Raw genomic sequence first — 24,214 nt, forward strand, 5'->3', positions numbered from 1 at the left:
TTCACCTAGTGGAATTCTCGACGATCGCTCAGTCCTTGCGGGAGCCCAGGGCCCGCGCGTGGACGTTCCGTGCGATCTTCGGCCCCAGCCAGCGCTTGAACCGGCGCAGGGCGTCGAGGCGCCCGGCCGCCCGGTCGATCCGGTAGTAGAGCTGGGGCGGGACGTAGGGCAGCAGTGGTGAGTGACGCTGGCCGAGCAGGGCGAACATCTGCTCCGGGGGCAGGTCGATGTAGCGCGGGAGGTTCTCGTACCACTGGGCGCTGTACCGAGCGGCGCTCTGGACCGAGAGCAGCTCGGCCTTGCGCCGCTCTTCGTACCGGGCCAGGGCCTCGGGAAGCGCGGAGTGCTCGTGCAGGGCGTCCGCCAGGGCCATGGCGTCCTCCAGTGCGAGGGTCGTGCCCGCGCCGATGGAGTAGTGCGTGGTGTGGGCGGCGTCGCCCATGAGCACGAGGTTGCCGTGGGACCAGGTGCGGTTGGTCAGGGTGCGGAAGTTCAGCCACTGGGACTGGGTGCCGCCGTCGGCCGAGGAGCGGCCGATGAGGGCGTGGCCGTCCAGGATGTCGGCGAAGAGCTTCTCCAGCAGCGCCAGCCCGTCGCCCTCGTCGGCGCGGTCGAGGCCGAGGCCGGTCCAGGTCTCGGGGGCGCATTCGATGACGCAGGTGCTGCGGTCGGGGCCGAATCCGTAGCCGTAGCACCAGATCCAGCCGTGGTCGGTCTCGACGAAGGCGAAGGTGAAGGCGTCGAAGACCTTGGTGGTGCCGAGCCAGATGTAGTGGTTGCGGCCGGCTCTGACCTCCGTGCCGAAACGGTCGGCGTGTGCGGTGCGCAGCGCGCTGTGGACGCCGTCGCCCGCCACGACCAGGTCGGCGTCGGGCAGGTTCTCCGGGGTGATGCCGTGCTCGAACTCCAGGCGGACGCCGAGCGAGCGGGCGCGGGTGGCGAGGAGTTCCAGGAGGCGGTGGCGGCCGATGCCGTGGCCCTCGTCGCCGTCCTGGCGGGTGGCCAGGTCCCGGACGTGGGCGACGCCGTGGTTCCAGCGCACGGAGTGCTCCTCGACGGCGCGGGCCGACTCGGGGTCGTGTTCGTGCAGCTTGTCGAGCAGTCCGCGCCAGTAGGTGACGCCCCAGCCGTAGGTCGAGCCCTCGGGATTGCGCTCGTGGACGGTGATGTCGTGGGACGGGTCCCGCAGCTTGAGCAGGATCGACAGATACAGGCCGGCGGGCCCGCCTCCGACACAGGCGACCTTCACGCGCACCCCTGGGAATCACTCAGAGCGGTCATTTGACGACGCAGGGTAGCAGGGGTTTGCGCCAGCTTCCGCGGGTGAGGCAGGTCACCGGCGAGGCGCCGCCGCGCAAAAGATCACCTGCGAGGCGGGGCGCACACGGTGGAATTTCCTCCTCCGGAGCTCAGGGCCGGCCCTTCACAGCAAGATCATCTTCGTTCAAGGTTGCACGAGATATCGGGAATTGTCCGGATCGTAGCCAACCGGTCGCAGTCGCCCCTTCGGCACCGATAGGCATACGGGGTCATCCACCACCCCCTCCGAAAGGACTGCCCCTGTGCCCGAACTGACCCGGCGTCACGCCCTCGCCGCCGCGGCCGCCGTCGCCGCCACGGTCGCCGTCGCCCCGCAGGCCACCGCACACGACCACCACTCCCCCGACACCTTCGACGAGGTCTACAAGGGCCGCCGGATCCAGGGCCGGCCCGCCACGGGCGGCGGTCACCACCACGGCGCCGACTACGCGGTGTTCATCGACGGGGTCGAGCTGCACCTGATGCGCAACGCCGACGGCAGCTGGATCAGCGTCGTCAGCCACTACGACCCGGTGCCCACCCCGAAGGCCGCCGCACGCGCCGCGGTCGACGAACTCCAGGGCGCGGCGCTCCTCCCGTTCCCGGCGTCCCCGGCCAACTGACCTTTCCCGTCACCGCTTTGGAGTACCGCACATGACCGTCCGCAAGAACCAGGCGAGCCTGTCCGCCGACGAGAGGCGGCGGTTCGTCGCCGCCGTCCTGGAGCTGAAGCGCAGCGGCCGCTACGACGCCTTCGTCACCACGCACAACGCGTTCATCATGTCCGACACCGACAACAGCGAACGTACGGGCCACCGTTCACCGTCGTTCCTGCCCTGGCACCGCAGATACCTGCTGGAGTTCGAGCGGGCCTTGCAGTCGGTGGACGCCTCGGTCGCGCTGCCGTACTGGGACTGGTCCGTGGACCGCTCCCCGCGTGCCTCACTGTGGGCGCCGGACTTCCTCGGCGGCACCGGCCGCAGCCGGGACGGCCAGGTGACGGACGGCCCGTTCGCCGCCTCGACGGGCAACTGGCCGATATCCGTGCGGGTGGACGGCCGTACGTTCCTGCGCCGCTCGCTCGGCACCTCCGTGCGCGAGCTGCCGACACGGGCGGAGGTCGACTCCGTGCTGGCGATGGCGACGTACGACATGGCGCCCTGGAACAGCGCGTCGGACGGCTTCCGCAACCACCTGGAGGGCTGGCGCGGGGTCAATCTGCACAACCGGGTCCATGTCTGGGTCGGCGGCCAGATGGCGACCGGTGTCTCCCCCAACGACCCGGTGTTCTGGCTGCACCACGCCTACGTCGACAAGCTGTGGGCCGAGTGGCAGCGCAGGCACCCCGGCTCGGGGTATCTGCCGACCGCCGGGACACCGGACGTGGTGGACCTCGGCGAGACGATGAAGCCCTGGAACGACGTACGCCCGGCGGACCTGCTGGACCACCGGGCGCACTACACCTTCGACACCGACTGATCAGGCCCCTGCCGTACGGCACTCCGGGTGGCCCCAGCCCTGGTCGTTCTTGGCGATGTCCGCGCCCGCGGCGTAGGGGCGGCCGCACATGCAGCGGCCGGGGAACTTCGCCTTGATCGTGCGGGACGAGGAGGCCGAACCACCGCTTCGCCGGGGCGACTTGGCCTTGGCGGGGCGGGAGGTCTTCGGGGTGTCGGGCGAGGGCGGCGGCTCGGGTGAGCCGTGGTCGCTGCCCGCGGGCTCCTGGATCGTGGCCGCCTGGCTGGCGGCGCGGTCGGCGAAGTCGTTCAGTCGGTCGCCGTCGACCTGGTGGGCGGGGACGTAACGGAAGTCGACCGTGCGGCCGTCGAGGAGTTCGTCGATGCGCACGACCAGTTCCTGGTTGGCGACCGGCTTGCCCGCGGACGTCTTCCAGCCGTTGCGCTTCCAGCCGGGGAGCCAGGTGGTGACGGCCTTCATGGCGTACTGGGAGTCCATCCGGATCTCCAGCGGCACGTCCGGGGCGACCGCGGTCAGCAGGCGTTCCAGCGCGGTGAGTTCCGCGACGTTGTTGGTGGCCCTGCCGAGCGGCCCCGCCTCCCAGCGGGCCGGGGTCTCCGTCTCGTCGGCGACGACCCAGGCCCAGCCGGCCGGTCCGGGGTTTCCCTTCGATGCACCGTCGCACGCGGCCACCACACGTTCACGCATGGGACCGATCATGCCACGGCCGGAAGAGGCGACGGGCAACCGGGCCCGGGACCTCACACCTCGCTGATCTTGGGCATCTCGCCCTCGGTCGTCGACATGTCGATGACCGAGAAGCTCGCGCCCTGCGGGTCGCTGAGGGCGGCGAACCGGCCGAAGGGGCTGTTCACCGGGCCGAAGCGCAGGGTGCCACCGAGCTTGGTGGCCTTGGCGACGGCGTCGTCGCAGTCGGCGACCGCGAAGTAGACGTTGATGTACGAGGGGACCTCCGGCGGGAACTCCTCCGTCATCTTCATCCGGCCGACGACCGTCTTCTCGCCGACGTCGAACATGCGGAAGTCCATCGAGTCGTCCTCCATCCGCTTCATGGAGTACGGGAAGACGGCCGGGAAGAACGCGTCCACCTTGTCGGGGTCCCGCGTGAAGATCTCCGCCCAGGCGTACGCACCAGGGGTGCCGACGGCCTCGAAGCCCTCGTGGACACCGGCCTGCCACACGCCGAACACGGCGCCGCCCGGGTCCCGGCCCAGGCACATGGTGCCGAAGTCGCCGACCGCCATGGGCTCCATCAGGACCTCGCCGCCGTTGTCGCGGATCTTGGCCGCGGTGGCCGCCGCGTCCGGGCTGGCGAAGTACAGGCACCACTGCGAGTGCCCCTCCTGCCCGGGCATCGGCGGGACGACGGCCGCGACCGCCTTGCCGCCCGCGTAGGCCTGCGTGTAATTGCCGTACTCCGACGACGCCTCGCCGAAGGTCCAGCCGAGGACGTCGCCGTAGAAGGTCTTGGCGCCCTCCACGTCACTGAACATCGCGTCGGCCCAACAGGGGGTTCCCTCAGGTTGTACGGCCATGGTGGCGGCCCTCTCCGATTCGGTGGGTGGTCCGGTTCCTCACGCTAGCCACGTGTCCGCCGGGCCGCGCGTCGAACGGTGGTTCCCGCGCCGGGACCCGACCCCTTGACTCAGGGCGTTCGGTTGGGCGAGTTTTAGTGACGGGTTTAACGATAAACCCGATCAGCCGAACCTCGTCCTGGAGCGCGCCCAGTGTCAGACAGCACCGCGGTCATCAACCTCGACATCGAGGGTCCGACGATCAGCCGCCATCTCTACGGTCATTTCGCCGAGCATCTCGGCCGCTGCGTCTACGGCGGGTTCTGGGTCGGCCAGGACTCGCCGATCCCGAACGAGGGCGGCATCCGCCTGGATGTCGTCGAGGCCCTGCGTGCCCTGCATATTCCGAACCTGCGCTGGCCGGGCGGGTGTTTCGCGGACGAGTACCACTGGAAGGACGGCATCGGCCCGCGCGAGCAGCGCCCGACCATGGTCAACACCCACTGGGGCGACGTCGAGGAGAACAACCACTTCGGCACCCACGAGTTCATGGCCCTGTGCGAACTGCTGGGCGCCGAGCCCTACATCAACGGCAACGTCGGCTCCGGCACGGTGCAGGAGATGAGCGAGTGGGTCGAATACCTCACCCGCGCCGGCGACAGCCCCATGGTCCGCCTGCGCAAGGCCAACGGGCGCCAGGAGCCCTGGCGGGTGAAGTTCTGGGGCATCGGCAACGAGACCTGGGGCTGCGGCGGCAACATGCGCGCCGAGTACTCCGCCGACCTGGCCCGCCAGTACGCCACGTACTGCCGCGACCACGGCGACAACAAGCTCTACCGCATCGCCTCGGGTGCCTCGGACGCCGACTACAAATGGACCGAGACGCTGATGCAGCAGATCAGCTGCTTCGGCTGCGAGGCCACACCGCGCAACTTCTTCCAGGGCATCTCGCTCCACTACTACACGCTGTCCGGCCCGTGGGAGGCGAAGGGCAGCGCCACCGTCTTCGACACCGACGACTACTACCGCACGATGGCCGCGGCTCAACGCATCGACCGGATCATCGCGGGTCACTCCACGGTCATGGACGTCTACGACCCCGGCCGCACGGTCGGTCTGGTGCTGGACGAGTGGGGCACCTGGTGGGATGTGGAGCCGGGCACCAACCCGGGGTTCCTGTTCCAGCAGAACACCCTGCGCGACGCGCTCGTCGCCTCCACCCACTTCGACATCTTCCACAAGCACGCGGCCCGGCTGCACATGGCCAACATCGCCCAGACCGTCAACGTCCTCCAGGCGATGGTCCTCACCGACGGCGACGCCCTCGTCCTCACCCCGACCTACCACGTCTTCGAGATGAACAAGGGCCACCAGGACGCCACTTCACTCACCGTCCACCTCAAGTCGGACCGCAGTCGCCGCACCGTCGGTGACGCGGAGCTGGAGACCCTGTCCGCCTCCGCCAGCGTCAAGGACGGCGCGGTGCTCATCTCGCTGTCCAACCTCGACGCGGAGGAGCCCGCGCGGGTGACGCTCGACCTGCGTGGGGGCGCCATCGGCGGGACGACCGGCCGCATCCTCACCGCCGACAAGCTCCAGGACCACAACGCCCCCGGCACGCCGGAGACGGTGGCTCCGCGCCCCTTCGACGACCTCAGGACGACCGACCAGGGGCTCGTCCTCACCCTGCCGCCGCACTCCTTCGTCACCGTCCAGGGCCGGCTGGCCTGAGCCGCGCCCCGGGCCGGGGTGTAATGGTTCCGAGGAACTCGGCGGCGCGGAACAGGGGGTGACCATGGCGACCATGCAGGACGTGGCGCGGGCGGCCGGCGTTTCGGCGATGACCGTGTCCAATGTCATCAACGGTCACTCCAAGGTGAGTGAGGCGACGCGGGAGAAGGTCCTCAAGGCCATGGTCCGCCTCGACTACCGCGTCAACGTCTCCGCCCGCAATCTCCGCAAGGGCCGTACGGGCACCATCGGGCTGGCCGTCCCGGAGGTGGACAGCCCCTACTACGGACGGCTGGCCGCGGCCATCATCGCCACGGCCGCGCCGCTCGGCCTGCGGGTCGCCATCGAGCAGACCTACGCCCTGCGGGAGAGCGAACTCGAGGCGCTGGCCCTGTCCCGCAACCGTCTCTACGACGGGCTCATCCTCAGCACGGTGGGCATGGGGCCGCAGGACACCGAGTGGCTGACCATGGACCACCCGGTGGTCATCCTGGGCGAGCGGATCTTCGGCGGCCCGGTGGACCACGTGGCGATGCCCAACGTCGACGCCTCCCGGGCCGCCACCCGCCATCTCGTCGAACGGGGCTGTCGGCGCATCGCGTTCGTGAGTGGCGCGGTCGGCGAGGAGGTCGACGTGTCGAGCCTGCGCCACAGCGGGTACCGGCAGGCTCTGGAGGAGGCCGGTCTGGTCCCGGACCCGGTTCTGCACCGACGGCTGGCGGCCTTCTCGCTGGCCGAAGGGGCGCGCTGCGCCCGGGAGATGGTGGCGAGCGGGCTCGACTTCGACGGGGTGTTCTGTGTGACCGACACCGTGGCCATGGGGGTGCTGCGCGGGCTGGCCGATGCCGGGGTGCGGGTACCGGAGCAGGTCAAGGTGATGGGCTTCGACAACGTCTCCGAGAGCGGGTTTCTGGTGCCGTCCCTGTCCACCGTCGACCCGGACCACGACACGATGGCGGAACGGGCCGTAGGCCTCCTGGTCCGGCGGATCGAGGGGACCGGGTCCCGGCCGGAGCCGGAGGAGTTCGTCAGTCAATTCACGGTGGTGGTACGGGAGTCCACGGGCGACGATCCGGCATGACTTCCGAAGGCCTCCGCCCTCACCAAGAGACGGTGGCAAGGTCCGTGTCGCCGCGGAGTTCGGCGATGAGCGGGCCGTTCGTGACCGGCCCGCCCGCACGGCGACGGGCTGCGGCTCATCTCCGTGTCCGGATTCAGCCAGGGCGCCGACCGCACCCAGTCCCGTACCGCGGGCTTCGACGCGCACCTGGCCAAGCCGCTGCCACCGAACGACCTCCTCGACCTGCTGGAGCGCTACGCCCGCCCGTAGCCCCGTCCCGACCGGCGAGGGTCTTCCCCCTTGCACCCGGCTGTGCTTGCCTGGGGAGCCGTTTACGGTGTCCGGGGCGGGAGTTGCCGCATGCGCAAGCCGTGGATCGTGGGGTTACTGCTGGCCGGAGCGCTGCTCGGCGCGTGCGGGGACCCGGAGTCCGGACCGGAGGCGCCGCCGCCCTCGGTCACCGCGGGCACCACCCACCAACGTGCCGCCGCCGGCCCCAGCGCCCCGGCGAAGGCGCCGAAGGTGCTCTATCTCGGGGACTCCCTCGCGATGGAGGCGCAGAAGGTGCTCGGTCAGCAGCTGCGCCGGGATCTGCGGGCCGACTACACGAGCCGCCCGTACTCGGGGACGACGGTCTGCGACTACCTGGAGGGCACCGGCGCGAAGTCCCTCGTACCGGACGCCGACAAGGCGGCGGCGCTGGTGCGGTCGCTGCGTCCGGACTATGTGGTGCTCCAGTTCTGGGGCAACGCGTGGGGCTACACCTGGTGCATGGACGGCATCACGCACGCCGACGACCCGGCCACGTACTACAAGCGGTACCGGGCCGACATGGCCCGGCTGACCGAGCAGATCGCCGCCGCGGGCGGCGCCGCGCGGCCGCGGATCGTGTGGGTGGCGCAGGGGCCGGACCCGATCACCCCCGACCGGGTCCGGCGCGTCAACGAGCTGTACGAGAAGCAGGCCGCCGCCTCCGGGGACGTCGTCGCGGACGCGGGGGCCCGGGTGAGCGCGGCCGGGGCCCGCTACAGCTGGGTCCAGTACCTGCCGTGCGACGCCTACGAGCACGAGCACCCCGACTACTGCACCGAGCCGGGCCGGGACCGGACCGCCCTGCATCTCGACAAGGACTATCTGCACTTCTGTCTGGCGCCCACGACGTCCACGCCGAAGCCGTGCCCGATCCGCTCGCCCGGCATCCTGCGCATCGCCCGGGAGATCACCCGGGTGATCTCCCGGACCCCGGCCGGCTGACGCTCACTCGCCCGCGTAGACCCGCTCCAGCTCGGCCTTGTCGAACTTGCCCATCGCCATGAACGCCTTGGTCACCCGGGTCGCCTTCGCCGGGTCCGGGTCGCTGATCATGGCGATCAGGTTGTCCGGGACGATCTGCCAGGACACGCCGTACTTGTCCTTGAGCCAGCCGCAGGGGCCGGGCTCTCCGCCGTTCTCGGTGAGCTTGGCCCAGTAGTAGTCGATCTCCTCCTGGTTCTCGCAGAAGAGCTGGAAGGAGACCGCCTCGGTGAACTTGAACTGCGGTCCGCCGTTCAGCGCGACGAACTTGTGGCCGTTGGCCGTGAAGTCCACGGCCATCACGGAACCGGGCTCGCCCATCCCGGCCTCGTTGACCCGGGCGACCGAGCCGATGCTGGAGTTCTTGAAGATCGAGACGTAGTAGTGGGCGGCCTCCTCGGCCTGGCCGTCGAACCAGAGACACGTGGTGAAACCGTCGGTTGCCATGAGTTCCTCCTGGGGCGTGGATCCGCTGTCATGGGTGTCGACTGATCCATGCCGCGAAACTCATCGGCGGCACTGCCGACCGCCCCGAACGGCCGACAGATCCGTCCTGCCATCCGGGCGCACCGGCGGACTGTCGGTCGGGTTCTCTGCCCGTGGCGAATCTGCCACGGGCAGAGAAATCGCCTACCGGCGGCCGGTCGGGTCAAGAGTGAGGTCGACGGCATCCCCGACCACTCCGTACGGAGGCGAACCGATGACTGCACTCACCCCGCTCCTGCCGCGGGCCGAGGAGGGCGACACCCCGCCCTCCCGGTTCGACGACGATCTGGCCGCCCAACTGCTCGGGCAGCGGATCGTCCTGCTCGGCACGCAGGTCGACGAGGTCTCCGCCAACCGCGTCTGCTCGCAGCTGCTGATCCTGTCGGCCGAGGACCCGCGCACCGACATCAGCCTGTACATCAACAGCCCCGGCGGCTCGGTGTACGCGGGTCTCGCCATCTACGACACGATGCGGCTGATCCCGAACGACGTGTCGACCCTCGCCATGGGTTTCGCGGCGAGCATGGGGCAGTTCCTGCTCTGCGCCGGCGCGCCCGGCAAGCGGTACGCCCTGCCCAACGCGCGGATCATGATGCACCAGGGGTCGGCCGGCATCGGCGGCACCACGGCCGACGTCGCGATCCAGGCGGAGAACCTGGAGCACAGCAAACGGACCATGGAGCGGCTGCTCGCCGAGAACACCGGCCAGACCCCGGAGACCATCGCCCACGACGGCGACCGGGACCGCTGGTTCACGGCCGAGGAGGCCAGGGAGTACGGCATGGTGGACCGGGTCCTGGAGTCCCTCGCGGACGTCCGCCCGGCCGCCTCGAAGCGACGGATGGGGCTGTGACATGGGGAACTACACGATTCCGTACGTCGTCGAGCGCACCGCGCACGGCGAGCGCTCCTCCGATGTGTTCAGCCGGCTGCTGTCGGAGCGGATCATCTTCCTCGGCACCGAGATCGACGACGGTGTCGCCAACGTCGTCATCGCGCAACTCCTCCACCTGGAGTCCTCGGCCCCGGACCACGAGATCTCGATCTACATCAACTCCCCCGGCGGCTCGTTCACTTCACTCATGGCGATCTACGACGCGATGACCTATGTGCAGGCCCCGATCTCGACGGTCTGCGTCGGGCAGGCGGCCTCCACCGCGGCCGTGCTCCTCGCCGGCGGGGATCCCGGGCGCCGGATCGTGCTGGAGCACGCGCGCGTGCTGCTCGGCCAGCCGGCCAGCGGCGGCAGCCGGGGCATGATCTCCGACCTCGCGCTCCAGGCCAAGGAGATGATCCGGATCCGCGCACAGGTGGAGGAGGTGCTCGCCCGACACACCCACCACGACATCGCGACGCTGCGCGCCGACATGGACCGCGACAAGTTCTTCACCGCGCAGGAGGCCGTGGCGTACGGACTGGCCGACGAAGTACTGAGCCGGCGCCTCGTGACGGTGTGAGGCGCCGGGTGCGCGTCAGGCGGCGAGGCAGAGTCCGTCGTACGACGAGGTCGTCGCCCGGCGACCGCCCGCGGAGGTCCGGCTGGTGATCCGGAGCAGCTCGCCCTGGGCGCGGCCGAGCAGGTCGCCGAGGCCGAGGCCGAGGGCCTGGGCGGCGGCCGCGAGGACCTCCGACGAGGCTTCCTTGCGGCCGCGCTCCACCTCGGAGAGGTACGGCATCGAGATCCGGGCCGCGTCGGCGACGTCCTTCAACGTGCGCTCCTGGGCGAGCCGTTCACGCCGCAGCACGTCGCCGACCAGGTCCCGCCACAGGGGTTCCCTGGGCGGCGGCGCGGCGGCCGGGCGGGCGGCGGCCGGGCGCAGAGGGATGACGCGGGCTCGGTTCGGCGCTTGTTCGGTCACCTCCTCAGCCTAAAAGCGTTGGACGTCATGGGAAGGGATCAGCATTCTGCCCTGGGTGGAATCACGGAGGCGGAGGGCCGGGGCATGGCGCTGAGGGAGACGTTCGACGAGGACGCGGAGCTGTACCAACGGGCACGGCCCACCTATCCCGCCGCCCTGGTCGCCGAGTTGGGCCGCGCGGCCGGTCTCGGGCCTGGGCGCCGGGTCCTTGAGGTCGCGCCCGGCACCGGTCAACTCACGGTGCCGCTCGCGCGGTTCGGGTGCCGGATCACCGCGGTGGAGCTGGGCCCCGACATGGCCGCCGTGGCCCGTCGGCGGCTGGAGGAGTTCCCGCAGGTCTCCGTGGAGGTGGCGGACTTCGACACATGGCCGCTGCCGGCCGATCCCTTCGACCTCATGGTGTGCGCCACCGCGTGGCACTGGCTCGACCCGGCCCTGCGGGTGGAGAAGGCCGCAGACGCGCTGGCGCCCGGCGGCCGGCTGGCGGTCGTCGTCACCGATCATGTGGCGGGCGGCACCACGGAGTTCTTCCATCGGTCCCAGGAGTGCTATCGGCGCTGGGACCCGGACACCCCGCCCGGCCTGCTGCTCAAGGAGGCCGCGGAGATCCCCACCCGCACCGAGGAGTTCGAGGGCTGCCCGCGGCTGGCCGACGTCGAGGTGATCCGGTACTTCCAGGAGATCACGTACACCACCGACGAGTACCTGGACGTCCTGTGCACCTACTCGAACCACCGCGCGCTGGAGGCCTCGCGCCGCGCGGGGCTGCTGGCGTGCGTCCGGGAGCTGATCGACTCCGGCTACGACGGCCGTGTCACCAAGCGCTATCTCCACGACCTGATCACGGCCACGCGCACCGAAGCGTGACCACGCGATCTGTGACCTGCGTCATAGATCCAAGCTCGCGCCGCACGCCAGGCGCCCCCTCCCCGCCACTCTTCTTCGTCTCGACCGCCTTCACACGCATGCGTTGTGCGACCAGGGGTACGCGCTGAGAGAGAACCGGCGGGTCGCCCGCCGGTCCAACCGTGACGTGGGAGAGGAAATGGACACCGCCGTGACCGGGTCGCAGGCTCAGCTCATCGAGGGGACCGCCGGGACCAGCACGGGTGACGGACCGCTGCCGGGAGTCGCGGATCCGCGGAGTGTGGCTCCGCGTGACGCGCGGGAGTTGTCCCGCCAGTTCTTCCAGCGCCTGACGGAGGTCGAGGAAGGCACACACGAATACCAGTACGCGCGCAACACGCTCATCGAGATGAACATGTCCCTGGTGCGGTTCGCCGCCGGCCGGTTCCGCGGTCGCGGGGACGACATGGAGGACATCGTCCAGACCGGCATGATCGGCCTGATCAAGGCCATCGACCGGTTCGAGCTCGCGCGGGAGGTCGAGTTCACGTCCTTCGCTCTGCCCTACATCGTCGGTGAGATCAAGCGGTTCTTCCGGGACACCACCTGGGCGGTGCATGTGCCGCGGCGGCTCCAGGAGCTGCGGGTGGAGCTGGCCAAGGCGCGCGAGGAACTGGCGAGCAGGCTGGACCGGGAGCCGACGGTGGCCGAGCTCGCCACCTTGATGAACATCTCCGAGAACGAGGTCGTCGAGGGCCAGATCGCCTCCAACGGCTACAACTCCTCCTCGCTGGACGCCGCTCTGACCGGCGACGGTCCCGAGCACGGCGAGTCGGTGCTGGCCGACTTCATCGGTGTCGAGGAGTACGGGCTGCGGCTGGTCGAGGACTTCCAGTCGCTCGCGCCGCTGATGGCGGAACTCAGCGACCGGGACCGGCAGATCATCCATCTGCGGTTCGTGGAGGAGGCCACCCAGGCGGAGATCGGCGAACAGCTGGGCTGTTCCCAGATGCATGTGTCCCGGCTGATCAAGCGGATCATCGCGCGACTGCGCGAGGGAATGCTGGGTGAACTGGGCTGCGCCTGAGGGCCATGAGCGCAGGTGAGGGGTGATCGCCGGGACGGACGTCCCGGCGATCACCCCTCATCGGGTTCCTCGGCGAGTCGGAGTACCGCGCTGACCCGCTTGCCGACCGGTACACGCTCGGCGGTGACCCGCGCCGCCAGCGCGTGCACGATCTCCAGACCGTGCCGGCCGACCCGTTCCGGGTCCTTCGCGAAGCGCAGCGGCAGCGCGGCGCTGCTGTCGTAGACGGACACGGTCACGGCGGCGTCCGTGCCCTCCAGGTCCAGGATGTACGGGCCGTTGCTGTGCCGGTCGGCGTTGGTGACCAGCTCGCTCACCACCAGGAGCACCGCGTCGTCGACCCGGGCGCCGATCTCGGCGCACCACTCGGTCCTGAGCTGGTCGAGGAATTGGGCGGCGAAGTGGCGGGCCTCAGCGATGCATCCCGGTTCGCCGGTGTAGTGGGCCGCCCTGCGCAAGGGGTCCACGGGCACGTCGAAACCAGTCGATATCACTGCCCCGTTCAGGTGTTCGATCATGCGTTTCTCTCTCGGAAGCCGGACTCGCCGGACGCTGCTGCACCAGTGCTCGTACCCCGAGCAGCGCGCCGCAGTCCCCAAAACGGGTCGTGTCGGTCACACCGGTGATGACGTCACGTCCGAGGCATTCGGTGCGGAGGAGTCGCCGCTTATGTCCAAGATGTTTTCCGTTGTGTGCCCCGGTCCGGTGCGGCTCGCAAGCCGGCGCGGACGGCTCTCCCGGCGGGCAGGGTCCCCGGGCGCTGCTTAGCGTGGGCAGGGTGAGCCCGAGAACCCGCTCCGACCAGGCCGTTGCCCCGCACGGCTGGGTACAGGCAGCCGTCACCGTGCTGGCCGGACTGCTCGCGATGGGCGTGACCGCCGCGCTGGGGCTGTGGGCGACCGGGGCGACGGACCTGCCCGACGGAGCGTTCCCGCGGGTCGTCGCGGCGACGGTCGTCACCGCGGTGGGCGGCACGATCGAGCTCTCCGGGAACGCCGGGGGCCTGGCCGACACCCAGGCCGGGCTCACCGTGATCCCGCTGTCGGTCACGCTGGCCGGCTCCCTCGTCATCGCCGCTCTCTTCCTCCGGCCGCTACGGCACCGGGCGGTCGCGGGCGCCGCGGAGCTGACGGGCTGGGCGGCGCGCGTCGCCGTGCTGTGGCTGGCGGCCCTGGTCGCTCTCGCCCTCGGGGCCCGCCAGACCTTCACGCTCTCCCTGGGCGAGAGCGCGCTGTCGGACCTCGGCGACCTGTTCGGGGTCACGCCGAAGGTCGGCTTCACGACGGACCTGCCGCTCACGCTGCTCTTCGGTCTGCTCTGGCTGGCCGGTGTGCTCGTGCTCGCGCTGCTGGTCTCGCGCGGGGCGCCACTGCCGGGCCGGCTGCTGCGCTTCCAGGCGTCGGTGCGGCCGGCGGCGTACGCGATGGTCGTGCTGCTGCTCGCCTACGTGGTCCTGGGCATCGTCATCGGCCTGGTCGTGGCGGTGACGGGCGACTATCCGGCGGAGACGTTGGCGGTGCTCCTGCTCGGTCTGCCGAACCTGGCCTGGCTGGCGCTCACCCTCGGCCTCGGCGCCACCTGGAACGGCCGTGTGGAGGGCCCGTTCGGGCTGCCGATGCCCCACGTCCTCGACGAGGTGCTGCGGTCCGAGGACACCGCCACGCTGAACCTCTCCACCCTCGCCGAGTACGACGGCCGGGTGTGGTGGCTGGTGGCGGTCGACGCGGTGCTGGTGCTCGCCGCCGCGTTCGTGATGGCGGCGCGTTCCCCGGCGCGGACGCGTGCCTGGCAGCACGCCCTGCACCTGGCGGTGGCCCTCGCCCTCACGGTCCTGATGATCTGCCTCGTCGGCCGTATCTCCGCCCACTACGGCCTCTCGGTGCTCGGCATCGGCGACCTCGGCGGCGATCTGAACGGGGAGCTCCTGTTGAAGCCCGAGGTGTGGACCGCCGTCGGCCTCGCGGCGCTGTGGGGTCTGGTCGCGGGTTTCCTGGGCGGGCTTCTGGCGCGTCCGGTGCGACGGCAGGACTAACCGCCCCGGAAGACCGGCTGGGCCCACGGCGGCGGTCGCCTCGGGGTCTTCCGCGCGAACTCCGCGGCCTTCACCGCGACCTGTGTCGGCGGGTGGCCGCCCGGGTCGGCGCCGGTCGCGGCCAGGCGCAGGGCGGCCACGAGGGCGAGGCAGGTGGCGCGGCGGTCGTCGGGGCTCTTGGCGAGGGACGTGGCGAAGACGGTGTCGAGGCCGGGCGGCAGGTCGGGGCGGGACTCGGTCAGCGGGGGCGGCGTCGTACTGGTGGGCCCAGCACGCCGCCGACGCACAGGATCAGCAGCGCGTTCATCGCCGTCTGCTGGGTCAGCTTGCCGCCGGCCAGGGCGCGGGCCATGGCGCCCATCACGAACGGCAGCGCGATCATGACGGCGAGGAAGGTGCGGTCGGCGCCGAGGGCGGTCAGGTAGCGGCGGACCAGGGTGCCGAGCCGGGCGCCCCGGCTGCGGGGGCGCGGGGGCGGGGTGGTCACGACGGGGCCGGATCTCGGCACCCGGGGCTGTCCGGTGGCGTCGGCGACGTGCTGGCGGTGGAAGGGCGAGGTGCGGAACTCGCCGGCCCAGTCCCGGTCCCGGTCCCGCTCGAAGGCCTCGAACGCCTCCGGCCACTGCGGGTGACCGAAGTAGGCGAGGGGGTCCTCGGGCGGCCCGTAGTAGGCGATCCTCCCGCCGGGCGCGAGGACGACGAGCCGGTCGCAGACGTCGAGGCTGAGGACGCTGCGGGTGACGACGATGACGGTCCGGCCGTCGTCGGCGAGACAGCGGAGCATGTGCATCACCGAGCGGTCCATGCCGGGGTCGAGGCCCGAGGTGGGCTCGTCGAGGAAGAGCAGCGACGGCTTGGTGAGCAGTTCCAGGGCGACGCTGACGCGCTTGCGCCGGCCGCCGGAGAGGCTGTGCACGGGCTGGTCGGCGCGCTGTTCCAGGCTCAGCTCGCCGATGACCTCCTCGACCCGCGCCTGTCGCTCGGCCTTGGCGGTCTCCTGGGGGAAACGCAGTTCGGCGGCGTAGGCGAGGGCGGCGCGGACGGTGAGCTGGGCGTGCAGGATGTCGTCCTGCGGGACCAGGCCGATGCGCCGGCGCAGCTCGGCCTCAGCCGACGGAGACGACCAGGGCCGGGATCGTGCGCTGCATCCGCAGGGCGTCGACCGACTCGGCGAGCAGTTCGTACTCGGTGGTGTCGTCGCTGGTGGCGATCCGGATCAGCCGTCCGGCCGCCAACTCCTCGGCGACGAGCTCCTGTTGGGCGGCGTCCCCGCACCAGGCGCGCAGCACGGCCGGGACGTCGGGCGCGGAGGGGGCGACGGGGACGAGCGCGCTCGGCGGGATGCGGCTGATCTCGGGCTGCGGGTCGAGGCGCTCGGCGATCCAGGAGGCCCGGTCCCGTAACCACCACAGGGCGAGGGCGAGGGTGGGGGCCCGGTAGCTGCCGAGCGGTACGCCGATGCGCTGCCCTCCGCAGGTTCCGTACGCGGTGACATGGCACAGGAATTCGTCGTGCACGTTCACTCCCCCGGTGCGTAGTGTGCCTCTCGGCTGGCCTCGCTTTCGGTGCGGCTCTTGTGCGGCGGGTACCGCGGCTCATGTGCGGTGTGTGATGGCATCCTCGCTGGATGTGAATGCCCTGTCAGTTGAGTATGTTCACTACTGAAACACTGTCACCACGACTTTCCGGCCACTCTCCTGGCATATTCACGGCGGGAGTTGGCCGAAATCCGGCACCCGTCGATTACCCGAGGGGTAATCGACGGTCCGGGGCGGTGCGGGCATGGTTGCGGTACCGGGTCAGCACGACCGAGATCCGGGCACTGACCAGCAGATGCGACCTCGACGGAGGCTGATGCCCCATGTCCGTGAACACCGACCGCCACGAGAGCGCCGTAGCCCGTTACTTCGAGGCCTGGAACGCCAACGACCAGGAGACGCTGACGAAAGCGGTGGCGGCGGCCTGGGCCGCGGACGGCGGCTACACCGACCCCCTGGCCGACGTCAGCGGCCATGAGCGGATCGCCGGGCTCATCGCGGCGGTGCACGAGCAGTTCCCGGGGTTCGTCTTCCGCCCCACCGGGGCCGTGGACGGCCATCACGACACCGCCCGCTTCTCCTGGGAGCTGGTGAACGAGGCCGACCACAGCGCGCCCGTCGCGGGCTTCGACGTGATCACCCTGGACGACCAGGGCCGCATCCGGCAGGTGTACGGCTTCCTCGACCGGGTGCCCGACGGGGCGTGAGAAGGAGGCGGGCGGCACCGTCGCCGTCCGCCTCCGGAGCGCCCCGCCTCGTGAGCCGGGTGCCTACTTCTTGATCACCGCGTCGATGCGGGCCAGTTCCTCGGCGTCGAAGTCGAGGTTGCGGATCGTGCCGACGCTGTCCTCGATCTGCTGCGGGCTGCTCGCGCCGACGAGGGCGGAGGTGACCCGGCCGCCGCGCAGGACCCAGGCCAGCGCCAGTTGGGCCAGGGTCTGGCCGCGGGACTTGGCGATGTCGTTCAGCTCGCGCAGCTGGGCGACCAGGTCCTCGGTGAGGGCGTCGGAGTTCAGGAACGGGCTGTCGCTCGCGGCCCGCGAGTCCTCCGGGATGCCGTCGAGGTAGCGGCCGGTGAGCACGCCCTGCTCCAGCGGGGAGAAGACGATGGAGCCGACCTGGAGCTCGTCCAGGGCGTCCAGCAGGCCCTCGTCCTCGGGGCGCCGGTCGAGCATCGAGTAGCGCGGCTGGTGGATGAGGAGCGGGGTGCCCAGCTCGCCCAGGATGCGGGCGGCCTCGCGGGTCTGCTCGGCGGAGTAGTTGGAGATGCCGACGTAGAGCGCCTTGCCCTGCTGCACGGCGGAGTGCAGGGCGCCCATCGTCTCCTCCAGCGGAGTCTCCGGGTCCGGGCGGTGCGAGTAGAAGACGTCGACGTAGTCCAGGCCCATCCGGGTCAGGCTCTGGTCCAGCGAGGACAGCAGGTACTTGCGGGATCCCCACTCGCCGTAGGGGCCGGGCCACATCAGATAACCGGCCTTGGTGGAGATGATCAGCTCGTCGCGGTAGGCGGCGAGGTCGGACTTCAGGGCCTCGCCGAAGGCGGACTCGGCGGCACCGGGCGGCGGGCCGTAGTTGTTGGCGAGGTCGAAGTGGGTGACACCGAGGTCGAAGGCGCGGCGCAGGATCGCGCGCTGCGTCTCGACGGTGCGGTCCGCGGGGCCGAAGTTGTGCCACAGGCCGAGCGAGATCGCGGGGAGCTTCAGGCCGCTGCGTCCGGTGCGCCGGTAGGGCATGTCCGAGTAGCGGTCGGGGTGTGCGGTGTACAACGCGACTCCAGAGGGGTTGGCACGGTTTCCCGAGAACCACGGTTTCCTGAGAACCGGTGTCCTCTACCGGTGTCCACTCTTTCGCGACCTGGGGGCATTGGTCCAACAGAAGAATCCGATGGAATTCAGCGGACGCGTTTCTGAGTAGGCTTCTGCGTCATGGAACTCCGCCATCTCCAGCACTTCGTCGCGGTCGCCGAGGATCAGCATTTCACCCGGGCCGCCGAACGGCTGCTGGTCTCCCAGTCGGGGCTGTCCGCCTCGATCCGGGCGCTGGAGCGGGAGCTACAGACCCCGCTGTTCGTGCGCACGACCCGGCGGGTGACGCTCACCCCGGCCGGGCGGGCGCTGCTGGGCGAGGCGGAGCGGATCCTGGCGCAGGTGCGGGCGGCCCACGAGGCGGTGGCCGCGGTCCAGGGCGTCCTGCGCGGGATGCTCGCCCTCGGGTCCGAGCAGTGCATCGCCGGGGTGCATGTGGCGGGGCTGCTCGCCGCGTTCCGCCGGCAGCACCCCGACGTGGAGATCTGTCTGCGGCAGGCGGGCTCGGGCGCGCTCGCCGAGGAGGTCGCCGCCGGACGCCTCGACCTGGCGTTCGCGGTGCGGACGGCCCAGGAGGACACCGACCAGCTGCGGGTCGTACCGCTGGCCGGGGAGCCGATGACCGTCCTGTGCCACCCGGACCACCGGCTCGCGCGCGCCGGTGCCGCAGTGACCCCGGAGGATCTCGGCAGCGAGGTCTTCGTCGACTTCCACCCGGACTGGGGCCCGCGCCGCACCACCGACGCCGCGTTCGCCGCGGCGGGCGTACGGCGGGCGGTCGCGCTGGAGGTGAACGACGTGCACAGCCTCCTGGACCTGGTGGACGAGAACCTCGGCGTGGCCGTCGTTCCCCGCCACTTCCGGCACAAGCGGCCGGCCCTGACCGCGCTGCCGGTGAAGGGCACCGGGGAGACCGTGTACGAGACGGTCGCCCTGCTGCCGCCCGAGCAGGCCACCAGCCCGGCGGCGCGGGCCCTGATGGCGCTGCTGGAAACAGGGGGCGTAGGTACACCCCAGGACGGGGCTCACCCCTCCTGACCGGGCCCGTCTCCCACCGCAGACTCATGAGCGTCCCCAGACGACAACTGCGGTCAGGAGTACGGAGATGACGGACCCCACACGACGGAACGTGCTGCGCGGCGCGGCGGCGCTCGCGGCGGCGGGCGGACTGGCCGGCACGGGAGCGAGGGCGGCGGTCGCCGCCCCCCAGGCGCCCGCGGCACACCGATTCCCCTTCCTGGAGGGCGCGTTCGAGCCCGTCACGGAGGAACTGACGGCGTTCGACCTGCCGGTGACCGGGCGCATCCCGCGCGACCTCAACGGGCGCTATCTGCGCAACGGCCCCAACGTCCTGGGCCTTGAGGACCCGCGCGCCCACCACTGGATGCTCGGCGACGGCATGGTCCACGGCGTCCGGCTGCGCGACGGCCGGGCCGAGTGGTACCGCAACCGCTGGGTGCGCTCCTCCCAGGTGGCGAAGAAGCTCGGCGAGCCCTACCCGGGTCCGGTGCCGCCGGACGACTTTCCCTGCAACACCCATGTGATCCCGTACCGGGGGCGGATCCTCACGCTCCAGGAGAGCGGTCCGCTGCCGTACGAACTCGACGACGAGCTCAACACCGTCGGGACGTACGACTTCCGGGGCACCCTGAAGGGCCCGCTCACCGCGCACACCAAGTTCGACGTCCACGCCGGTGAACTGCACGCCATCGCCTACTACCCGACCTGGGACCACGTACGGCACCTGGTCGTGGACCCGACGGGGCGGGTGTCCCGCACCACCAGGATCCCGGTCGCGGACGCGCCGATGATCCACGACTTCGCCCTCACCGAGCACCACGTGGTCATCCTCGACATGCCGGTCACCTTCGACCCGGCGGGCGCCGAGCGCGGCGACATCGTCCCGTACGTCTGGAACGACAGCCACCCGGCACGGGTCGGGGTCCTGCCCCGCAAGGGCGGCACGGTCCGCTGGTTCGAGGTCGACCCGGTCTACTACTCGCACACCCTCAACGCCTACGAGGAGGGCCCGAACATCGTCATCGACATGACGAACTTCGACGCGCCCTTCTTCGTCGCGGGCAAGGGCTCGGGCGGCCCCTACGGGGCGAGCACACCCCGGCTCGACCGCTGGACCATCGACCTGCGCCATGGCCGGGTCAGGACCCGGACCCTCGACGACCGCCCCCAGGAGTTCCCGCGCGTGAACGAGGCGCTGGTCTCCCGCCGGCACCGCTACGGCTACACGGCGGCGTCCGCCGAGATGGCGCGGGCGTACATGACGCTCGACGGCAACCCGCCCGACGAGGCGTTCAGCAACGCGCTCATCAAGCAGGACCTGCTGCGCGGCACGACCCAGGTGCACCGGCTGCCGCGCGGGGCGGCGGCGAGCGAGGCCGTGTTCGTACCGCGTGAGCACGCCACGGCCGAGGACGACGGTTATGCGATCGCGTACGTCCACGATCCGGACCGCGGGGCGTCGGACCTGGTGATCCTCCCGGCGCAGGACTTCACCGGCGAGCCGGTCGCCCGGATCCAGCTGCCGGGACGGGTGCCGCTCGGCTTCCACGGCAGCTGGATCCCGGACGCGTGAGCCCTTCGGATGCGATGGTGGAGGGCATGCACGCAAAGGACATCCTCATCGACGGTTTCAGCCGCATCCAGGAAGAAGTCCATGCCGCCGTCGAGGGCCTGACCCCCGACGAGCTCAACCACCGCCCCGCCCCCGACGCCAACTCCGTCACCTGGCTGCTCTGGCACCTCACCCGCGTCCAGGACGATCACATGGCCGACGCCTTCGGGCTCGACCAGGTGTGGCTGACCCAGGACTGGGAGAAGCGCTTCGGCCTCGACCTGCCGCCCCGCGACCACGGGTACGGCCACACCACCGCGCAGGTCGCGAAGGTACGGGTCGATTCCGCGGAGCTGCTGACCGGGTACTACGACGCCGTCCACGCCCAGAGCCTTCAGGCGCTGCGCGAGGTGACCGCGGCGGACCTGGAGCGGATCGTGGACGACAACTGGGATCCGCCGGTCACCCTGGGCGTACGGCTGGTCAGCGTCCTGTCCGACGATCTCCAGCACGTCGGACAGGCCGCCTACCTCCGTGGGCTGCTTCAGACCGCGTAGCCCGGCAGGACGACGTCCTCGATGAGGGCCTTGCGCTCGTCGAACGGGATGAACGCGCTCTTGACGGCGTTCACCGTGACCGTGCGCAGGTCCTCGACCGTCCAGCCCGCCTCCTCGACCAGCAGGGACATCTCACGGGTCATGGTCGTGCCCGACACCAGACGGTTGTCGGTGTTGAGCGTGACGCGGAAGCCCAGGTCCTTCAGGGCCGTGATCGGGTGTTCGGCGATCGAGGCGGCTGCGCCGGTCTGGAGGTTGGAGGTGGGGCACATCTCCAGGGCGATCCGGCGGTCGCGGACCCAGCCCGCGAGCCGGCCGAGCTTGCCGTCCACGATGTCCTCGGTGAGGCGCACGCCGTGGCCGATGCGCTGGGCGCCGCAGACCTGGAGGGCCTGGTGGATGCTGGGCAGGCCGTGGGCCTCACCGGCGTGGATGGTGAAGGGCACGCTCTCGCGGCGCAGGTGCTCGAAGGCGGCGAGGTGGTCGGCGGGCGGGAAGCCGTCCTCGGCGCCGGCGATGTCGAAACCGACGACACCCGCGTCACGGAAGGCGACGGCGAGGTCGGCCGCCTCGGCGACGCGGTCGAACATCCGCATGCCGCACAGCAGCGTGCCCACGCGGACCGGCGTCCCGGCCGCGGCGGCCTTGGCCATACCGGCGGCGAGGCCCTCCTGGACGGTCTCGACGACCTCGCTCATCGCGAGCCCGCCCCGTGTGTTCAGCTCGGGGGCGTAGCGCACCTCGGCGTAGACCACGCCGTCGGCGGCGAGGTCGAGCACGTACTCCTCGGCGGTGCGGAGCAGTCCCTCGCGGGTCTGCATCACGGCGAGGGTGTGCTCGAAGGTGGCGATGTAGCGGACCAGGTCGCCGGAGTTCGCGGCGTCGTAGTACCAGGCGGCGAGCTCGTCCGGGTCCGTGGTGGGCAGGGTGTGACCGACCTCGGCGGCCAGCTCCACCACGGTGGCGGGGCGCAGGCCGCCGTCGAGGTGGTCGTGCAGGACGGCCTTGGGGAGGCGGCGGATCACATCGAGGTCTACGCGCGTAGCAGTCATGGCGGGTCTTTCTGAGGAGCTGGGGCGGAACGGCGGGGAGAGGAAGGGAGTCAGTCGGCCGGCTGGAGCAGGTCCCAGCGGTTGCCGTACAGGTCCTGGAAGACGGCGACCGAGCCGTACGCCTCATGGCGCGGCTCCTCCAGGAAGGTCACACCGGCGGCCACCATCCGGGCGTGGTCGCGGGCGAAGTCGTCGGTGTGCAGGAAGAACCCGACGCGCCCGCCGGTCTGGTCTCCGACCCGGCCGCGCTGGGCGTCGTCCTTGGCGCGGGCGAGCAGCAGGCCGGTACCGCTTCCCTCCGTGCCGGGCTCCACGACGACCCAGCGGGCGCCGCCGGGACGCGGGGCGTCCTCGACGAGCCGGAAGCCGAGGGCCTCGGTGTAGAAGCGGATCGCCTCGTCGTAGTCGTCGACGACGAGGGTGACCAGGGCGATGCGTCTCATCGGGGCCTTTCGGGGCGTGGGATTAGCCGGAGAGGTTATACGTAAAACTCGTCGGACGCCAGTCGCATTCCACGCCGGGGGCCGCGGCTGGGTCCACCGCCCTAGGACCGCGGTCCGATGCGGCGGGGGCCGAGGCCGGTTAGCGTCCCGGGGATGGAGATCAGTAAGCGGCCCCGCGAACCCGAACAGCGCAAGCGTGAGCTTCTCGCCCGGCTCGATCAGGAGATGGACGTGTGGGTGGCCACGGCGGACGCCGACGGGCTTCCTTGTCTGGTCCCCCTCTGGTTCCTGTGGGACGGCGAGGCCGTGTGGCTGGCGACGCGTCTGAGGACGCCGACCGGCCGCAATCTGCGGGACGCCGGACAGGCCCGGCTGGCACTCGGGGACACACAGGACGTCGTGCTGCTCGACGGCGCCGCGCAGATGTACGCGGCGGACACGGTGCCGCCGGCCGCGGCGGAGGCGTTCCGCGCGAAGACCGGCTGGGATCCGCGGGCCGACAGCCTGCCGTACGCCTGGTTCCGGGTACGTCCGCACACGGTGCAGGCGCGCAACGGTGAGCACGAGATGCGGGGCCGGTATCTGATGCGGGACGGGGTGTGGGCCGTGTGAGGCGTCGGGTACGGGGCTGATCAACCTGCCTGTGCGTGCACGGAGTTGAGGCGGGTCAGCTCGTCGTCGGTCAGGCGGATGGCGGCCGCCGCCACGTTCTCGGTCAGGTGGTCGGGGTTGCCGGTGCCGGGGATGGCGAGCAGGTGCGGGGCCTGGTGCAGGGTCCAGGCGATACGGATCTGCGCGGGGCTCGCGCCGTGCGCCTGTGCGATGGCGAGCACTTCGGCGTCGTGGTGCGCGGTGGCACCGTGTTCGCCCGCGTCACCGGCCACCGCGTAGAACGGGACGTAGGCGATGCCCTGTTCACCGCAGATGCGCAGCAGTTCGTCGGGGTGGTCCAGGGCGTAGCGGTTCTGCACGCTGACCACGGGGGCGATGGCCTGTGCCTCGGCGAGATGGTGCGGCCTGACGGCGGAGAGGCCGAGGTGGCGGACCAGTCCGGCCTCGCGCAGTTCGGCGAGGGCACCGAAGTGGTCGGCAACGGAGTCCTGGCCCATGCGGCGCAGATAGACGACGTCGAGGTGGTCGCGGCCCAACTGGCGCAGGTTCTCCTCGACATGGCCGCGCAGGTCCTCGGGGCGGGCGGAGGTGCCCCACTCCCCCGTCCAGTCGCGGAAGGGGCCGACCTTGGCGGCGATGACGAGCTCGTCGGCGTACGGCGCCAGGGCCGTGTTGATCAGTTCGTTGGCGGAGCGCAGCGACGAGAAGTAGAAGGCGGCCGTGTCGATGTGGTTGACGCCGAGTTCGATCGCCTTGTGCAGCACGGCGATCGCCTGTCGTCGGTCGCTCGGTGTCCCGTGGTGGAAGGCAGCGCTGCCCGTCAGCCGCATCGCGCCGAGGCCGAGGCGGTTGACGGACAGGTCGCCGAGTTTCCAGGTGCCCGCGGCGTCCGCGGTGATCGTTTCGGAGGTCATCGGTGGAGTGTCACACAGGGTTCCGCGGCGGACGA

Annotated in this window: 28 protein-coding genes and 1 pseudogene; 16 read left to right on the forward strand and 13 right to left on the reverse strand. The window is 70.8% G+C overall.

Annotated features, from left to right (window positions below; all coding sequences use genetic code 11):
• Positions 1–28: 28 nt before the first annotated feature.
• Positions 29–1,249 carry an FAD-dependent monooxygenase gene (locus tag OG866_RS04340; protein WP_329332061.1) on the reverse strand — a complete coding sequence of 407 codons (1,221 nt, stop codon included), beginning with the start codon at positions 1,247–1,249 and terminating at the stop codon, positions 29–31.
• Positions 1,250–1,562: 313 nt separating this feature from the next.
• On the opposite strand from OG866_RS04340, the gene melC1 reads away from it, so the two are divergent.
• The gene (gene melC1, locus OG866_RS04345) at positions 1,563–1,922 is read left to right on the forward strand and encodes an apotyrosinase chaperone MelC1 (protein ID WP_329332063.1); all 360 of its coding nucleotides are present in this window, start codon (positions 1,563–1,565) and stop codon (positions 1,920–1,922) included.
• Positions 1,923–1,953: 31 nt separating this feature from the next.
• A complete protein-coding gene (gene melC2 / locus OG866_RS04350) occupies positions 1,954–2,778 on the forward strand; it encodes a tyrosinase MelC2 (protein WP_329332065.1) in 825 nt (274 codons plus the stop codon).
• Here melC2 and OG866_RS04355 read toward each other — a convergent pair whose 3' ends face one another.
• On the reverse strand, positions 2,779–3,477 hold the full coding sequence (locus OG866_RS04355) for a ribonuclease H family protein (protein ID WP_329332066.1): 699 nt from the start codon (positions 3,475–3,477) through the stop codon (positions 2,779–2,781).
• A 41-nt stretch (positions 3,478–3,518) separates the two neighbouring features.
• Positions 3,519–4,313 carry a VOC family protein gene (locus OG866_RS04360; protein WP_329332067.1) on the reverse strand — a complete coding sequence of 265 codons (795 nt, stop codon included), beginning with the start codon at positions 4,311–4,313 and terminating at the stop codon, positions 3,519–3,521.
• A 192-nt stretch (positions 4,314–4,505) separates the two neighbouring features.
• Here OG866_RS04360 and OG866_RS04365 point away from each other — a divergent pair, with 192 nt between their 5' ends.
• From OG866_RS04365 to OG866_RS04380, 4 genes are all read left to right on the forward strand, one after another.
• The gene (locus tag OG866_RS04365; protein WP_329332068.1) at positions 4,506–6,023 is read left to right on the forward strand and encodes an alpha-N-arabinofuranosidase; all 1,518 of its coding nucleotides are present in this window, start codon (positions 4,506–4,508) and stop codon (positions 6,021–6,023) included.
• Between the two features lie 64 nt (positions 6,024–6,087).
• Positions 6,088–7,104: a LacI family DNA-binding transcriptional regulator gene (locus OG866_RS04370; protein WP_329332069.1), complete on the forward strand. Its 1,017-nt coding sequence runs from the start codon at positions 6,088–6,090 to the stop codon at positions 7,102–7,104.
• A 123-nt stretch (positions 7,105–7,227) separates the two neighbouring features.
• Positions 7,228–7,353, forward strand: coding sequence for a hypothetical protein (locus OG866_RS04375; RefSeq protein WP_329332070.1), 126 nt, complete (start codon positions 7,228–7,230; stop codon positions 7,351–7,353).
• A 90-nt stretch (positions 7,354–7,443) separates the two neighbouring features.
• Complete coding sequence (locus OG866_RS04380; RefSeq protein ID WP_329332071.1) at positions 7,444–8,337, forward strand: SGNH/GDSL hydrolase family protein; 894 nt, start codon at positions 7,444–7,446, stop codon at positions 8,335–8,337.
• Between the two features lie 3 nt (positions 8,338–8,340).
• On the opposite strand, the gene OG866_RS04385 is transcribed toward OG866_RS04380, so the two are convergent.
• Positions 8,341–8,823 (reverse strand): VOC family protein, encoded by a 483-nt coding sequence (locus tag OG866_RS04385; RefSeq protein WP_329332072.1) that lies wholly within the window; start codon positions 8,821–8,823, stop codon positions 8,341–8,343.
• 253 nt (positions 8,824–9,076) lie between these two features.
• Between OG866_RS04385 and OG866_RS04390 the strand changes: the two genes are divergently transcribed.
• Both OG866_RS04390 and OG866_RS04395 read left to right on the forward strand, forming a co-directional pair.
• Entirely contained in the window at positions 9,077–9,715 is a 639-nt protein-coding gene (locus OG866_RS04390) for a ClpP family protease (RefSeq protein WP_329332073.1), read from the forward strand.
• A 1-nt stretch (position 9,716) separates the two neighbouring features.
• Positions 9,717–10,319 (forward strand): ClpP family protease, encoded by a 603-nt coding sequence (locus tag OG866_RS04395; RefSeq protein WP_329332074.1) that lies wholly within the window; start codon positions 9,717–9,719, stop codon positions 10,317–10,319.
• 15 nt (positions 10,320–10,334) lie between these two features.
• Here the strand turns inward: OG866_RS04395 and OG866_RS04400 are convergent, their stop codons facing one another.
• Positions 10,335–10,721 (reverse strand): helix-turn-helix domain-containing protein, encoded by a 387-nt coding sequence (locus OG866_RS04400; protein ID WP_329332075.1) that lies wholly within the window; start codon positions 10,719–10,721, stop codon positions 10,335–10,337.
• Positions 10,722–10,805: 84 nt separating this feature from the next.
• Between OG866_RS04400 and OG866_RS04405 the strand changes: the two genes are divergently transcribed.
• Entirely contained in the window at positions 10,806–11,588 is a 783-nt protein-coding gene (locus OG866_RS04405) for a class I SAM-dependent methyltransferase (protein WP_329332076.1), read from the forward strand.
• 178 nt (positions 11,589–11,766) lie between these two features.
• Positions 11,767–12,654, forward strand: coding sequence for an RNA polymerase sigma factor SigF (locus OG866_RS04410; RefSeq protein ID WP_329332077.1), 888 nt, complete (start codon positions 11,767–11,769; stop codon positions 12,652–12,654).
• Between the two features lie 50 nt (positions 12,655–12,704).
• Here the strand turns inward: OG866_RS04410 and OG866_RS04415 are convergent, their stop codons facing one another.
• On the reverse strand, positions 12,705–13,172 hold the full coding sequence (locus OG866_RS04415) for an ATP-binding protein (RefSeq protein ID WP_329332078.1): 468 nt from the start codon (positions 13,170–13,172) through the stop codon (positions 12,705–12,707).
• 260 nt (positions 13,173–13,432) lie between these two features.
• Here OG866_RS04415 and OG866_RS04420 point away from each other — a divergent pair, with 260 nt between their 5' ends.
• Positions 13,433–14,686, forward strand: a complete 1,254-nt coding sequence (locus OG866_RS04420) for a streptophobe family protein (RefSeq protein WP_329332079.1) — start codon at positions 13,433–13,435, stop codon at positions 14,684–14,686.
• Here the strand turns inward: OG866_RS04420 and OG866_RS04425 are convergent.
• From OG866_RS04425 to OG866_RS04435, 3 genes and pseudogenes are all read right to left on the reverse strand, one after another.
• A complete protein-coding gene (locus OG866_RS04425) occupies positions 14,683–14,973 on the reverse strand; it encodes a hypothetical protein (RefSeq protein WP_329332080.1) in 291 nt (96 codons plus the stop codon). The genes OG866_RS04420 and OG866_RS04425 overlap by 4 nt on opposite strands.
• Positions 14,955–15,791 (reverse strand): annotated as a pseudogene (locus OG866_RS04430) (ATP-binding cassette domain-containing protein); the annotation flags it as partial. The pseudogene OG866_RS04430 and the gene OG866_RS04425, both read right to left, overlap by 19 nt.
• 1 nt (position 15,792) lies before the next feature.
• Positions 15,793–16,203 (reverse strand): hypothetical protein, encoded by a 411-nt coding sequence (locus OG866_RS04435; protein ID WP_329332081.1) that lies wholly within the window; start codon positions 16,201–16,203, stop codon positions 15,793–15,795.
• 344 nt (positions 16,204–16,547) lie between these two features.
• Here OG866_RS04435 and OG866_RS04440 point away from each other — a divergent pair, with 344 nt between their 5' ends.
• Positions 16,548–16,931 carry a nuclear transport factor 2 family protein gene (locus OG866_RS04440; protein WP_329332082.1) on the forward strand — a complete coding sequence of 128 codons (384 nt, stop codon included), beginning with the start codon at positions 16,548–16,550 and terminating at the stop codon, positions 16,929–16,931.
• A 63-nt stretch (positions 16,932–16,994) separates the two neighbouring features.
• Here the strand turns inward: OG866_RS04440 and mgrA are convergent, their stop codons facing one another.
• Complete coding sequence (mgrA, locus tag OG866_RS04445) at positions 16,995–17,990, reverse strand: L-glyceraldehyde 3-phosphate reductase (protein WP_329332083.1); 996 nt, start codon at positions 17,988–17,990, stop codon at positions 16,995–16,997.
• Between the two features lie 159 nt (positions 17,991–18,149).
• On the opposite strand from mgrA, the gene OG866_RS04450 reads away from it, so the two are divergent.
• The 3 genes from OG866_RS04450 to OG866_RS04460 all read left to right on the forward strand — a co-directional run bounded on the left by OG866_RS04450 (position 18,150) and on the right by OG866_RS04460 (position 21,158).
• Positions 18,150–19,067 (forward strand): LysR family transcriptional regulator, encoded by a 918-nt coding sequence (locus OG866_RS04450; RefSeq protein ID WP_329332084.1) that lies wholly within the window; start codon positions 18,150–18,152, stop codon positions 19,065–19,067.
• A 67-nt stretch (positions 19,068–19,134) separates the two neighbouring features.
• Entirely contained in the window at positions 19,135–20,622 is a 1,488-nt protein-coding gene (locus tag OG866_RS04455) for a carotenoid oxygenase family protein (protein ID WP_329332085.1), read from the forward strand.
• Positions 20,623–20,648: 26 nt separating this feature from the next.
• The gene (locus OG866_RS04460; protein WP_329332086.1) at positions 20,649–21,158 is read left to right on the forward strand and encodes a mycothiol transferase; all 510 of its coding nucleotides are present in this window, start codon (positions 20,649–20,651) and stop codon (positions 21,156–21,158) included.
• Here the strand turns inward: OG866_RS04460 and OG866_RS04465 are convergent.
• The gene (locus OG866_RS04465; protein ID WP_329332087.1) at positions 21,146–22,210 is read right to left on the reverse strand and encodes an adenosine deaminase; all 1,065 of its coding nucleotides are present in this window, start codon (positions 22,208–22,210) and stop codon (positions 21,146–21,148) included. The two genes, OG866_RS04460 and OG866_RS04465, sit on opposite strands and share 13 nt — an antisense overlap.
• 50 nt (positions 22,211–22,260) lie before the next feature.
• Positions 22,261–22,653, reverse strand: a complete 393-nt coding sequence (locus OG866_RS04470) for a VOC family protein (RefSeq protein WP_329332088.1) — start codon at positions 22,651–22,653, stop codon at positions 22,261–22,263.
• A gap of 153 nt (positions 22,654–22,806) precedes the next feature.
• Here OG866_RS04470 and OG866_RS04475 point away from each other — a divergent pair, with 153 nt between their 5' ends.
• Positions 22,807–23,265, forward strand: a complete 459-nt coding sequence (locus OG866_RS04475; RefSeq protein ID WP_329332089.1) for a pyridoxamine 5'-phosphate oxidase family protein — start codon at positions 22,807–22,809, stop codon at positions 23,263–23,265.
• Between the two features lie 20 nt (positions 23,266–23,285).
• Here the strand turns inward: OG866_RS04475 and OG866_RS04480 are convergent, their stop codons facing one another.
• Complete coding sequence (locus tag OG866_RS04480) at positions 23,286–24,179, reverse strand: aldo/keto reductase (protein WP_329332090.1); 894 nt, start codon at positions 24,177–24,179, stop codon at positions 23,286–23,288.
• Positions 24,180–24,214 lie beyond the last annotated feature (35 nt).

This window comes from Streptomyces sp. NBC_00663, from assembly GCF_036226885.1.
In the GTDB taxonomy this organism is placed as follows: Bacteria; Actinomycetota; Actinomycetes; order Streptomycetales; family Streptomycetaceae; genus Streptomyces.